Origin of the sequence: Bifidobacterium sp. WK012_4_13 (genome assembly GCF_041080835.1) — a bacterium.
GTDB lineage: Bacteria > Actinomycetota > Actinomycetes > Actinomycetales > Bifidobacteriaceae > Bombiscardovia > Bombiscardovia fermentum.
This window is the reverse complement of record NZ_CP129683.1, coordinates 446,291-459,157: the sequence shown is the minus strand read 5'-3', so window position 1 is coordinate 459,157 and position 12,867 is coordinate 446,291. Positions and strand designations below refer to the sequence as shown.

General features: G+C 56.0%; 9 protein-coding genes and 1 riboswitch. Of the genes, 2 read left to right on the top strand and 7 right to left on the bottom strand.

What is annotated here, in order from left to right:
• Positions 1-23 precede the first annotated feature (23 nt).
• Both QN062_RS01825 and QN062_RS01820 read right to left on the bottom strand, forming a co-directional pair.
• Positions 24-1,343 carry a nitrate/sulfonate/bicarbonate ABC transporter ATP-binding protein gene (locus tag QN062_RS01825; protein ID WP_369341921.1) on the bottom strand — a complete coding sequence of 440 codons (1,320 nt, stop codon included), beginning with the start codon at positions 1,341-1,343 and terminating at the stop codon, positions 24-26.
• A gap of 102 nt (positions 1,344-1,445) precedes the next feature.
• Positions 1,446-3,215: an ABC transporter permease gene (locus QN062_RS01820; protein ID WP_369341920.1), complete on the bottom strand. Its 1,770-nt coding sequence runs from the start codon at positions 3,213-3,215 to the stop codon at positions 1,446-1,448.
• Between the two features lie 313 nt (positions 3,216-3,528).
• Positions 3,529-3,686, bottom strand: a riboswitch (M-box (ykoK) riboswitch).
• A 104-nt stretch (positions 3,687-3,790) separates the two neighbouring features.
• On the opposite strand from QN062_RS01820, the gene QN062_RS01815 reads away from it, so the two are divergent.
• Together QN062_RS01815 and QN062_RS01810 are read left to right on the top strand one after the other, a co-directional pair.
• Positions 3,791-4,759: a TMEM175 family protein gene (locus QN062_RS01815; protein WP_369341919.1), complete on the top strand. Its 969-nt coding sequence runs from the start codon at positions 3,791-3,793 to the stop codon at positions 4,757-4,759.
• A gap of 91 nt (positions 4,760-4,850) precedes the next feature.
• Positions 4,851-6,677 (top strand): flavodoxin domain-containing protein, encoded by a 1,827-nt coding sequence (locus tag QN062_RS01810; RefSeq protein WP_369341918.1) that lies wholly within the window; start codon positions 4,851-4,853, stop codon positions 6,675-6,677.
• Positions 6,678-6,815: 138 nt separating this feature from the next.
• Here QN062_RS01810 and QN062_RS01805 read toward each other — a convergent pair whose 3' ends face one another.
• The 5 genes from QN062_RS01805 to QN062_RS01785 form a co-directional block, all read right to left on the bottom strand.
• Positions 6,816-8,072 (bottom strand): ABC transporter substrate-binding protein, encoded by a 1,257-nt coding sequence (locus QN062_RS01805; RefSeq protein ID WP_369341917.1) that lies wholly within the window; start codon positions 8,070-8,072, stop codon positions 6,816-6,818.
• Positions 8,073-8,142: 70 nt separating this feature from the next.
• Positions 8,143-8,949: an ABC transporter ATP-binding protein gene (locus QN062_RS01800; protein WP_369341916.1), complete on the bottom strand. Its 807-nt coding sequence runs from the start codon at positions 8,947-8,949 to the stop codon at positions 8,143-8,145.
• Positions 8,946-10,001 (bottom strand): ABC transporter ATP-binding protein, encoded by a 1,056-nt coding sequence (locus tag QN062_RS01795; RefSeq protein ID WP_369342505.1) that lies wholly within the window; start codon positions 9,999-10,001, stop codon positions 8,946-8,948. The genes QN062_RS01800 and QN062_RS01795 overlap by 4 nt, the downstream gene beginning before the upstream one ends.
• A 112-nt stretch (positions 10,002-10,113) precedes the next feature.
• On the bottom strand, positions 10,114-11,097 hold the full coding sequence (locus QN062_RS01790; RefSeq protein ID WP_369341915.1) for a branched-chain amino acid ABC transporter permease: 984 nt from the start codon (positions 11,095-11,097) through the stop codon (positions 10,114-10,116).
• Positions 11,098-11,130: 33 nt separating this feature from the next.
• A complete protein-coding gene (locus tag QN062_RS01785; protein WP_369342504.1) occupies positions 11,131-12,504 on the bottom strand; it encodes an ABC transporter permease subunit in 1,374 nt (457 codons plus the stop codon).
• Between the last annotated feature and the right edge of the window lie 363 nt (positions 12,505-12,867).

The following is a 12,867-nucleotide window of genomic DNA, read 5'->3' as shown; positions in this document are numbered from 1 at the left end:
ATCCTGTGCCGTTGGAGCTCGATTCACAAGGCAGCCTCATCGAGGGTGAGCATGTCGTCATCGGCATCATAATCGAACAATTCGCCATAGCGGCCCCACTCGACGGCTATGTGAAACTGCTTTCTCGCCACATCTTCAGGTTCCTTGCTGCGTAGCAGATCGACAATCATGTCGCCATGCAGGCTTCCATTCTTCGACTGACGAAGAGAGCGGTCAATGGCTCGGACCAGTGGCACATGGCTCATGGCAATGTCGGCGAACACGACCTTGCTGTTCAGAATGTCGGCATCGTTCCAACGATGACCGACTTCTGTCACCGTGACATGTCCTTCCTTGACGTCAAGCATGCCCAGCAGCGTTCCTGCATCCAGAAGCGGGAAGAGATCATCGACTTCGAATGAGAGCGCCGATGCCAGATCGGCAAGGTCAATGCCATCGGGATAGCCATCGACGATTTCAAGAAGCCCGGCAAGCCCGCCAGGGGTCGCATCGGGAAGCATGCGGCTGTTCGGGGATTCCGCAGTCATCTGCCTTATCCCGGAGATCGGGTTCCAGCTGTGCGCAGTCCTGGCGCCGGTCTCGCTGCCTTTGCCGGTCAAGATGGCGTAGAGGGTGTCGACCATGTCTTCGAATTCTGGTGCATGCTTGTCTCTCGGACGGGGAAGTTCGACGTCCACATTGGCAATGACATGCCCAGGATGTGAGCCAAGCACCACCACACGATCCGCCATCTGCACGGCTTCCTCTATGTTATGCGTCACGATCAGAATGGAGCGTAGCTTGCCCTCACCATTCGACCATAGATTCAGCACTTCCTGACGAAGGTTCTCTGCGGTCAGCACATCCAATGCGGAGAACGGTTCGTCCATGAACAGCGCGTCCGGCTCGAGCACCAATGCGCGTGCAATGCCGACGCGCTGCCTCATGCCTCCGGACAGTTCCTTTGGATATGCGGATTCGAAGCCGTCGAGACCTATGGAATCTATGGCCTGCAATGCAGCGCTTCTGCGATCCTTGCGATTGATACCGCGTGCCTGAAGCCCAAGCTCGACATTCGATTCGACAGTCAGCCAAGGCATCAATGCAAAAGTTTGGAAGACCATGGCAACGCCTGGGTTCGGTCCATGAAGCTCCTTGCCGCGATAGCTGACGCTTCCACTCGTTGGAGGCACCAATCCGGCAAGCGTGCGCAGGAAGGTTGACTTTCCTGCACCTGAGCGACCAAGGATGGCAACGATTTCACCCTCATGAAGGCTGAGGGACATATCTTTCAGGACCGTGAGCTCCTCGCCCTTGTCGCTCATGAAGGTTTTGTTGACGTGAGAGGCTTGAATCATGTTCATGGCTGCTCCTTTATGTGTGCATCAAATGCTCTTGTGCTGTTCTTCGATATTCTTCAACGGGGTGATTCTTCAACGGGGGTGTTCGACCGTCAGGTTTCGCGATCAGGATGTCAGAGAGAATCGCCGTTCGGCAAGGTTCTCCAAGGGATGCCAGAATATGCGATTGACGATCACCACGAACATGGCCATGACGGTCACTCCCAGCAGCGTCTTCGACATGTTCCCCGAGGCGGTCGAAGCGGCGATGTATGAGCCAAGCCCACTCGCAGTGAGCGTGGTATGGCCATAGGCAACCGTTTCTGAGACAATCGAAGCATTCCATGCGCCCCCGGCAGCGGTGATTCCACCCGTGCACCACGAACCGAACACGGCCGGAAGGATGAGCTTGGTCCAACGCTGCAAAGGTGTGAGACCGAAACTTCGGCTCATCTCCCGCAGATCATCGGGAATCGAACTCGCTCCGGCGATGACATTGAACAGTATGTACCACTGGGTTCCGAGTGACATCAGCAGCATGGTGCCCCAGTTGATGTCGATGTGCCACGCAATGAACCATAGTGTGACCAATGGGAAGGTGAAGTTGGCTGGAAAGCTCGACAGCACTTGGATCACCGGCTGGAAGATTCGTGACAGCCGTGGATTCATGCCGATGCCTGCGCCAATAGGCACCCAGACGATCGAACAGACGACGGTCAGCAACATGACGCGCAGGAAGGTCAGGAAGCCAAGTCCAAGCACGTGCCAGATCTGCGCCAAGCCTGCACCGTTCCTGATCGAATCGATCCACGCGATGACACCCACCGCAATGATCAGTGTCATGACCGTGCCAAAAGCCACGTCACCGACTCTCGAACGCGTCGAGGCAAGATGCCATCGTGAACCGGTCCGCCCAAGCGGACGTGTGATCCGATCCAAGAAATCACCACATGGACGCAGGAGTGCGGCAAGCACATCGTTCAGGTGCGACTGACGGATGATGGTCAAGACCATGCTGCGCCTTGGCGAGGCAGAGCTGCTTGAAGTGATTCTGAACTTCTCGGACCATGCCGTCAATGGTTTCCACAGGCAGAAATCAATGAGCACCACCACGATGATCATCGTCACAATCGCCCACCCGATGTTGCCCAGCTGCCGATGCTTCGAGGCTTCGGCCACATAGCTACCAATCCCAGGCAGCGCATAGGTGCGATTGTTCACCGAGATCATTTCCGAAGCGGTCAGGAAGAACCATCCGCCCCCTACGCTCATCATGCAGTTCCACAGGAGAGGAATCATGGAATTCGGCATGTCGAGCTTCCAGAAACGCTGCCAATGGCTGAGTCTGAGAATCTTTGCAGCCTCATCGAGCTCGGTCGGTTCGCTGAGCAGCGAACGATGGAACGAGAATGTCATGTTCCATGCCTGGCTGGTGAAGATCGCAAAGATGGATGCCGCTTCGACACCGAGAATCGAACCAGGGAAGAGCACGAGCCAGATCGAGATGGTAGCCGACAGAAAACCAAGAATCGGCACGGACTGGAGGATATCAAGCAGCGGTATCAGTATCGCGCCGAGCCTCCTGCTTCTTGCGGCAGCCAAGCCGTAGACGATGGTAAAGATGAGTGAGCACAGCAGTGCGATGAACATGCGGAACACAGAACGCATCGCGTAGTACGGAAGGTTCCTCGGATCTGTTGAGATCGTCGATGGCATGCCTTGCGGTCCGACTGCCTTGTCGATGTCGGGAAGCATGACGGCGATGGCTCCTATCAGGGCAAGAATTCCAATGATGACGATGACATCGGATATGAGTGATTGCCGAAAGGATGCCCTGTCGCTGCCATTGCCGGTCGACTGAGCATTTGCCTGGGTCATGGTGAATACGGAAGCCATTGGCGAGCCTCTTTTCGATGGTTGCCTATCCTGGTCTGGCCGTTCAGCGTTGCCTCATCGCTGGATTTCATGCAGCTGTCTGGTGGATTCCCACAGCGGTAAGGCATGCAGTTCTCGTCCGGGTCAGATGTGCATCCCAGAGCGATGAAAAGCCTGAATAGGTGAAGATTGATGAGTGAGCGTATGCGCGGTGCATAAATGAATATCGGATTGATGTGCACTGTCACTGTTCATGACTTTCACCCCCTTCGAGTTCGACGAACTATCATCGGCGACCGGCCATGAACTCAGACAGGGTTTGCACTGCCTTCCCCAAACGTGTCATCGTTCAAGCTTCAACCTCACGGGGCAGTGATGTTACATTAATCAATGCCTTGACTCGACAGAAATTGTTGACCGATGAACAGTGTCTCCACTGTGCTGCGGCAGCAACCCGTATCCCCGTGGTAGTCTCGCCTACCGACGGCTAAAGAATAGGCCTGCGGCTTTTTGTTTGTCAATTCATGGAATTCGCGAGTTTTCTCCGCATTCTGCTCAGTTTCACTGGCAGCGCAGTGAAGCATGGAGTAGATAGCATGCGGGATACTACTTGCGTGAAGAAATTCAAGGAAAGATTCGATGTCTTCAGCGATGCTGTCTTCGCCATCATCCTTACCATCATGGTTCTGGATGTTCCGGTCGAGGTGGCAAGCGGTCACCTCGATTATATGGAGCTTGCCCAGAACATCGGCGTGTATGTGGTGAGCTTCTGCTTCGTCGCCAACTGCTGGTACAAGCATGCGCTGATGTTCAACGAGGTCGAAGAGGTACCGCATACGATCATCATTCTCGACTTTCTGCTGCTCCTTGCGGTATCCCTGATCCCAGCGTTCACCAAGCTCATGATTTCGGATATCGCCAGGGGGACCGTCATGCTGTGCGGCACGGCATATCTGATCGTCACGATTCTCGAGGTGATCATAGCCAGAGCGATGCTGCCTGCAAAATATCAGGACGTGGCACAGATGAAACGGGTCTATACCTATATATTCGGTTCCGCCTATCTGACCAACAGTGCGCTGCTGGTCGTGTTCATAGCGCTCGCATATTTCCGTCCATACTTTGGGCTGATTCTGTTCATCATCATCCCCATACGCTCCTTTATCTCGAATGCTGGGAAACAGCAGAATTTCAACGATATCTCGCAGTTGGACAGTCAGGGTGTATCAAGCTTCATGAAGCTCTCGCAATCTGACAAGCGTAGATTCCTCATGATTCTTCGCCGATACATCGGGCAGATGCACAGCGTGGATCTCAGCAGAGATGACAAGGACGCTGCATGGCTGCGTTTCGTCAGTGACGTTCAGCGTTCGTTCGGCATCGACGAAGAGCAGGTGTCGCAGTGGTTCCATGATGCGACTTTGGAGCATAAAGCCTATCGGGAAGGTCACTCTGCGCAGGAACCGATGTCTCAGCGACCGTATCACAAGAGCGGCATGCAATCCGGAACGCAACAGTCTCGTCACGGTAGAAGAAACCGTCAGGAACGCGGAAGAAGACACTAGCCAGGCTTGACCCTTTCGGGGATACTTACTATAGATTTAATCTGTCATCGCAGATTTGGGCACATATTACGAAAAGAGCAGGAATACAAGCATGCATGAAACTCGACACATTACGATTCTTTCCGCGTCGGAAACGGGTAACTCAAGGGGAGTGGCGGAGGATCTGCTCGCGACCGTGCAGCCGATCTTCAGCAATGTGCGCCTTGTCGATTCCATAGATTACGAATTCGAGGACTTCGCGCGGGAAGACATTCTGATAATGGTCACGTCCACTCAGGGCGAAGGGGAGCCTCCGTTCGAGGCCGAGGATCTGTATGACTTCATCATGGGCAAGGATGCGCCGAAGCTGAGTGACATGTCATATGCCGTGCTTGGTCTGGGAGACAGCGCGTATGGCGAAAGCTACAACCTTATGGCCCGCCAGTTCGACGCGCGCTATGAGCAGCTCGGTGCGCGCAGAATGATGAAGCACGGCGAATGCGACTTCGACTATGAGTTGGCTGCCGCGCAATGGATCCAGGAACTCATGCCAGTGCTGCAGAAGGAACTTGCCCTGACCCAGGGGGCTCCACAGTCATCGGTTCAGTCATCCGCACAGTCATCGGCACAGTCACCTTCACATGAGCACAGCCAGGATGCCGCCACCGAGGTCGGCACGCCTGATGGCTGCTCGGTCATCGGGTCGGCCTTGCCAGATTCGAACTCGTCTGTTTCGTCTGTTTCATCTGTTTCATCTGACTCATCTGGGGCGCAGGAATCCCAAGGCTCTGAGGGCTCGAAGGCTTCCGGACAGGACTCAGACGCCTCTGCGAAGCATCACAAAGGGTCGAGATCGGGCGGATTCCAGGAATTCCAGGCGATTCTGGAAGATCGCAGACTGCTGACTTCGTCAAGCTCGGAGAAGCAGGTCTATGGCATTCGGCTGCGTCTGCCATCCGCTGACATGCAGTTCATGCCAGGAGACATGCTGACAGTGCAATACCCAAACTCGGACAGGACGGTCGCACGTCTGTTGAAGAACGCCTTTGGAGACAAGGCATCTCAAATCGATGCCCGAATAGTGGACATATTGCAAAGCTCGAAGGACATCACGCGCAACACGCCAGCGCTGATCGAGAGGTATACGCACTATGCCCCTGACAGCCCCTTCGCAGGACTGCAGACAGACAACCAGGTGCTTAAGGATTATGCCCAGACGCATCCGCCGTATGCCTTATTCCAGGACTTCCCAGCGCGGATTGCGCCTGACGAGCTTCCAGCGCTGTTCTCGTCTTCGAACAGGCGACTCTATTCCATATCGAATGCGGCATCCGTATCCTCGGGATACGTGGATCTCACCGTCACGAAAGTGCAGTTCGGCTTCCGCGACGAACAGCTGGCGGGCGAATGCACCGACTATCTGACGAGCGCACCGATAGGCACGCCGATAACCGCGTCCATTCTTGCAAATACAAGGTTCCGGCTTCCCGAAGATGATTCTTCCGACATCATCATGGTCGGTCTGGGATCTGCGATAGCGCCATATCGCGCGTTTCTGCAGGAGCGTGCCCTCCGTTCGGACGCGGTCGGTCGCAACTGGCTGATCGTGGGCAATCGAAATCCTGAACAGGACTACCTCTATCAGGATGAACTCGAGCGGTATCTGGAGCAGGGCATCCTTGACTCCCTCGATGTCGCATGGTCACGTTTCGGAGATGTTCGCGAGCACGTTCAGAACGTCGTGCTGCATCAGGCAGGAAAGATATTCGAATGGCTGGATTCCGGCGCCTATCTCTATATCTGCGGTCATGACCATGCGGCGATTGAGTCCATCGAGCAGAGCCTTAAGAGAGCCGTCATGCTCAGTGGACGAATGTCATCAGAGGAGGCCGAATCCTACATAGCCGATCTGCAGCGCAGCAGTCACATTCGGCAATAGGCTCGGAGCCATTCCCCACGCAAGGCAATGTCCTGCCACGATCAGATCGTGACAGGACATTGCCTTTTCTGCCCCAGACCATATGCCAGAGGCATACGTAGAGGCGATCGCCGTGAGCGACGGGCATGGAACCCAGTGTCAGGCCTTGGGAACCTCGCCTTCCTCCGAATGGTTGAATACTGGCTTGTTGTCGCCGTTGAATTGATAGATGCCTATGCTCGCAGAGCTTGGATCATTGTTCGAGTTGAACGCGCCGATGCCGGACTGACCCTTGTAATGAATGGACTTCTTATCCTTCAACAGTGCAAGGCATGCCTTGTAGCTGCTGCATTCGGTACCGCCCTTGGCTCCGGACACGGCAGCCAGGTTGTTCTTGATCGTGGTGCCGTCGGTCGCCCCACCCTTTTGAGCGGCGAGTGCGGCAAGGATGACGCCGTCATAGGTTTCCGCCGAATATGTGAAATCGGTCAGCTTGGGCGTGACTGTCTTCAGACGCTTCTGGAATGTGTCTGAAGGATGGGCACCGGGTATGGTGCCTTGAGCGCCTTTCAGCATTCCCGCCTCGAAGTCGCTGGAATAGTCGGCGGTGTTGCCATCGACCATGTAAAGCTTGGTCTTGGTGTCGACCCCTTGACTGCTCATTTCCTTGAGGAGCTGCTTCGTCTGGTCAAAGGCTATGACCAGGACGGCGTCAGGCTTGGTCGCCTTGATGGAAGTCACCAACGATGAGAAGTTGGTTTCCGACGGATCGAAGGTATCCTTCTCTCCATAGACGATCTTCACTCCTGCGGCTTCGGCAGATTTGACGACCGCGTCGCGCAGATTCGTGCCATAGGTGTCGTTGAAGACTGCGATTGCAAGGTTCTGAACTCCATCCTGCGCAATGAGGTTGCCCATGACGGCGCCCTGAACCGAGTCAGGCGGAACTGTTCTGAAGAAGTAGGGGCTTATTCCGGAGAGCGAGGGGGATGTCGCGCCCATGGAAATCATCGGAACCTTGGCCTCTGCGATCGACTTGTAGGTGTTGAGCACGACCGAACTTGAAGCGGGGCCAAGAATCACCGACGGATTCTTGGACAGGACCGACTGTGCGCCTGCGGTGTTCTGATCGGCGTGGTCGGCATCCGAAATGTCTGCGCTGACCGTCTCGATCTTGTTCCCCAGCACGCCGCCTGCGGCGTTGATGTCCTTCGCGGCAAGCTTCCAGGCGCTCGTTTCGGCTGGTCCGAGATATGCAAGCGAACCGGTCTCGGGGAACAGTCCTCCCAATACGAATGTCTTGGAAGATCCCGAAGAACTTGACGAGGACGAACCGCAGCCGGACAATGCGAGAACCACGGCGGCACTTGCAGCGAGCGCGGTTGCGAGATACTTTCTTGTTGTTTTCTTGTTCATAATTCCCAACTCTTCCTTTTCTCTGTGATGTACAACGTGAAAAACTTCCCTGCTCAGATGGCAGGCCCCGTCATGAATCCTCCTCCTCCAGATTTCCCAGATACAGCGAGATGACCTTCGGGTCGGACAGGAGATCCCTGCCGGAGCCGGCGTAGGCGTTTCTTCCCTGATCCAAGACGTATCCGCGATGACATATCTGCAGACAGCGGCGGGCGTTCTGCTCGACGATGATGACGCTCACACCGGCGGCATTGACCTGACGCACGCGTATGAAGGTCTCATCCTGCAGCATCGGGCTCAGTCCGGCTGAGGGCTCGTCAAGCAGCAGCACCTTGGGCTTCATCATCAGCGCCCGCCCCATTGCCACCATCTGTCTCTCGCCTCCCGAGAGCGAACCTGCGGTCTGATCCTTGCGTTCGGCGAGACGAGGGAATATCGAAGACACATACGCGAAGCGTTCCTTGAACACCTTGGGATGCTGGTATGCTCCCATCTGCATGTTCTCGCTGACGGTCAGGCTTGGGAACACATTCTCGGTCTGCGGAACGAAGCCGACCCCACGGGAGACGAGCTTGTCGGCCCGCATGTTCGTGATGTCGTCGCCGCCAAGCGTCAGCGATCCCGAGTTGATGTGGACGAGACCGAAGAGGGATTTCAGCAGTGTCGACTTTCCTGCACCGTTGGGGCCGATGATGCCGACGATCTCGCCATCATGCAGTGTCAGGGAAGCGCCGTTGAGTATGTTGACTCCGGGGAGATACCCTGCGACCAGACTGTCCGCCTCCATCAGAATCCTGGCCTTTTCCGGCACCTGCGGCTTGTCTGCATGAGGGCTGGCATCCTTGATCTCACCATGCTGTGGCATCGATGTCATCATTGCTCCCTTCCATCGGTGGACGGGGGAGCTGTGGCTGCTGCCCCCGGTCCTTTTCCGTCATCGGCGGTGACGCTGCCATCAACGCTGTCGTTAACGATTCCATTGGCGATTCCATTGGTGATCTGGGCAGCGCCTTCCTCGCTGACGACCGAGTCAGGGATGTCGCCAAGGTCGATGTTCGCATGCGAGCCGAGATAGGCATCGATGACCGCCTGATCGTTCATCACCTCTGCGGGCTTGCCTTCGGCGACTATCTTTCCCTCTGCCATCACCGTCACCCAATCGGCGATATGGCGCACCATGTTCATGTCATGCTCGACGAAGAGCACCGTCGTTCCCTCTTCGCGAAGTGAAAGAATGTGATCGAGCAGTGACTGCTTCAGCGCGGGGTTCACACCTGCCATGGGTTCGTCCAGCATGACCAGCTTCGGGTTGCTCATCAGCGCACGGGCCATCTCGAGAAGCTTGCGCTGCCCACCTGAGAGCGAACCGGCGTAATCATCCTTCTTCTTCCAGAGCAGGAATCTCTTCAGCAGTTCGCTTGCCTGCTCGGCTATCTCCGCCTCCCTGGTCTTCCACAGTCCCGGAACGAGCGAGCGCAGCATGCCTTCGCCCTTCTGACGCTGCGATCCAAGCAGCATGTTGTCCATGACTGTCAGACGGTTCATGACCTTGGTGAGCTGGAATGTTCTGACCATGCCCTTGCGGGCGACCTGTTCGGGCGAGACCCTTGCCAGGTCAACGCCATCGAAATTCCAGCTTCCTGTGTTCGGAGTGTCGAAACCCGTCATCAGGTTGAAGAAGGTCGTCTTCCCCGCACCGTTCGGACCGATGAGTGCCGTGATGCCATGTCTTTCGATCTCGAAGTGATCGACATCCACGGCCGTCATTCCGCCGAAACGGCGGGTTACCTTGTCGGCGACCAGAATCGGATCCGGCTTCTTCACCCCTGGTGTCGGCTCGACGAATTCCAGATCCTTGGTGACGCGGTCGACGAAGGCGGTCGAGATGAGTCCCTCGGCCTGATCCTTGGTAGACGGCCATCGTGCCATGTCCTGGAATGCGGTTCTCTCAGCGTTGGCATGCCGCTGCGATTCCGTGGGTGATGCATCGGTGCGTCGCACTTCGTCCGCACCATCGTCCGCACCTTCGTGCGATCTTGTATCAGGCATTGAACGCCAACTCCTTTCTGTCTCCAAGCAGGCCTTGCGGTCTGAATATCACCAGACACATCAATGCGATGCCGACGATCACCCAGCCAAGTGACTCGATCTGGCTTGAGGAAATGATGGAATCCGGAACCACATTGCGCATTACCTCCTTGACGAAGGTGAGCAGGACCCAGAGGAGGCAGGATCCGAGGATGGGACCGAAGATCGTTGCGGCACCACCAAGCAGCAGGATGGTCCATGTGTAGAAGGTGACCTGGCGCCCCAGCGAGTCAGGCTGGACCGAACGGGGGAGCACGAATATGATGCCTGCTATTGCCCCGAATGAACCGCCAAGGAACAATGATTCGAGCTTGAATCGGGTGACGGACTTGCCGAGGGAGCGAACTGCGTTCTCGTCCTCGCGGATTCCCTTGAGGACCCGGCCCCACGGAGAATGGAACCAGCGCCATGTGAGCCAGGCCGCAACGAGGACCAGAACCCATGAAACGATTCGAATCCACCAGGAATCGGCCACGTTGTTGGAATACGACCAGAGCAGTATGGTCGAGCGTCCGTCAGGAAGCGGGGAGATGCCTTCGAACTGGTTGGTGAAGTTCTGAGGCGAGATTCCGCCGGAGCCTCCTGTTATGGAAGTCATCGATGTCGAGCGGGCTATGATGCGAATGATTTCCGCAGAGGCCAGCGTCACCATCGAGAGGTAGTCGGGTCCAAGCTTCAAGGTCGGGATGCCCAGCAGAATTGCGTATATTGCAGCCAGGACCAATGCGGCGATCAAGGATGCGAAGAGGTTCCAGCCCATGCCTTGGGTGATCGCGAAGCCGTATGCTCCCAGCAGCATGAATCCAGCCTGTCCCATGTTCATGAGACCGGTCATGCCGAAGTGGATGTTCAGGCCGATTGCAGCCAGAACGTATGCCGCCGTGGTCGGCGCAAAGAGCTGTGCCGTGGTGTCGGTGAGCAAAGTCATGAAATCCATAGCAGATTCCTTCCTCTAATGTCCAAAAGCATGTCAGCCTATCCTTTGTAATTTTCCGAAGATGCCCTGTGGCCGGATGAGCAGCACGATGATGAGAATCGCGAGGGCGCTTGCATAGCGCATGTCGTTTGGTATGAACAGCGAACTCATGTCCGCCACGATTCCGATGACAAGCGATCCGACGAGCGCTCCGTTCGGAGTTCCCAGCCCACCGAGTGTGACGGCGGAGAACATCAGCAGCAGGAGCAGCGCGCCGGTGTTCCAAGTGATGCCGTTGAAGTAGATGCCGATCAGCACGCCCGAAAGTGCTGCAAGGGAGGTCGAGAGAATCCAGACGACGCGCACGACTTCCTCCACGTTGATGCCGGATGCCGCCGCCAGTGCACTGTTATCCGATATCGCGCGCGTGGCTCTTCCAAGGCGTGTGCGATAGAGGAAGAGAGTCACGCCGACGATGACCAGGATTGCGACACCTGCGGAAATCAAGGTTGGCGTGTCCGTCGTTATCGGACCAATCTGATACCCCTGAGGAACGTCGAGGGTGATGCCTTTCACATCCGCTCCGAAGAAGAACTGGAATAGATATTGCAATGTCATGGACAGCCCTATCGTCACGATCATCTGCTGCATGGCACCGACGTGCTTCTTGCGAAGCGGGGACCATACCAGATCGTTCTGAATCCATCCGGTGATGCCGCCTATGACGACTGCGAATATCGCAGAGACGATCAAAGGCCAGTGAAGTACCTGCGTTCCGACGTAGGCCATCAAGCCGCCCAGCGTGACTTGCTCGCCATGAGAGAACGAGCTGAGTTTCGTCGTGCCATATACCAGATTCATGCCCATGGACATCAGACCCAGCAACAGACCGAACACGATTCCGCTGAAAAGCTGATCCCAGACACGTGCCGAGAAATCAGCCCACGGACTGTCGTCATCAGCGTTCGCAGAGCTTGATGCCTTGCTTCCAGACGTTGAATCCGAAGCGGAATCCGAGCCTGAGCTCGAACTTGAGGCCGAACTGGACGGTGATGACTGATCGGAGCTCTGGGCCTCATCGAATCGCACCACCTGACGTGACTTGCTGAAGTCCCCCTTCTTGATCTCGACCGTGGCCTTGTCGGCCTTCAGCTGGTGCGAGGCGGCGACGGATGCATCGATGCTTACGGTGTATGACCCATCCTTGAGTACCGAAAATGCCCATTTCCCACTGGCATCCGTCGTCGTCGACGCGCTTTCCGCACCGCTCAGCGTCACGGTTATTCCAGACAGGGCGCGTTGAGACTCATCCTGAAGGATTCCGTTGACGCACCCATTGGAAGCTGTGGGATTGCAGACCTGAACGGCCTGGGCTGCGGTGGCTGGCAAGGTGACTGTCGAAGACAGCCCTAGAATGGCCATGCTCATGATGGCGATGATCGTCAGAGCTTTTCCCCAATGACGCTGGATAGAAACAAATTGATTCACAAGATTTCCCTCCCCCCGGTGAGCTCTAATATAAGAGCCGTATCTATTCGAAAGGATTGCGTCAACGTTTCGCAAAGATTTCCTCGATTAACATTCGAAACAATTGGCATGGCATCCCGAAACCTTGACCGACCGTCGGATTCCCGTCGCAGATCCCGCGGCACAGAGGTCCCTGACCCTTCGCTTCATTGGCCTGTGGGTCTGGCGTGGCACAGTTGGCATTCCACAGCATCTGGCATTCGACAGCATCTGGCATTCGCGACCACATCGACATCCGACCACATTCGACCACATTCGCCGTTG

Bases quoted from the DNA above. Each gene is read 5' to 3' on its own strand.
- QN062_RS01795 (WP_369342505.1), bottom strand. From the start codon at position 10,001: ATGGCACGATGGCCGTCTACCAAGGATCAGGCCGAGGGACTCATCTCG.
- QN062_RS01820 (WP_369341920.1), bottom strand. From the start codon at position 3,215: ATGGCTTCCGTATTCACCATGACCCAGGCAAATGCTCAGTCGACCGGC.
- QN062_RS01810 (WP_369341918.1), top strand. From the start codon at position 4,851: ATGCATGAAACTCGACACATTACGATTCTTTCCGCGTCGGAAACGGGT.
- QN062_RS01805 (WP_369341917.1), bottom strand. From the start codon at position 8,072: ATGAACAAGAAAACAACAAGAAAGTATCTCGCAACCGCGCTCGCTGCA.
- QN062_RS01815 (WP_369341919.1), top strand. From the start codon at position 3,791: ATGCGGGATACTACTTGCGTGAAGAAATTCAAGGAAAGATTCGATGTC.
- QN062_RS01790 (WP_369341915.1), bottom strand. From the start codon at position 11,097: ATGGATTTCATGACTTTGCTCACCGACACCACGGCACAGCTCTTTGCG.
- QN062_RS01825 (WP_369341921.1), bottom strand. From the start codon at position 1,343: ATGAACATGATTCAAGCCTCTCACGTCAACAAAACCTTCATGAGCGAC.
- QN062_RS01785 (WP_369342504.1), bottom strand. From the start codon at position 12,504: ATGAGCATGGCCATTCTAGGGCTGTCTTCGACAGTCACCTTGCCAGCC.
- QN062_RS01800 (WP_369341916.1), bottom strand. From the start codon at position 8,949: ATGATGACATCGATGCCACAGCATGGTGAGATCAAGGATGCCAGCCCT.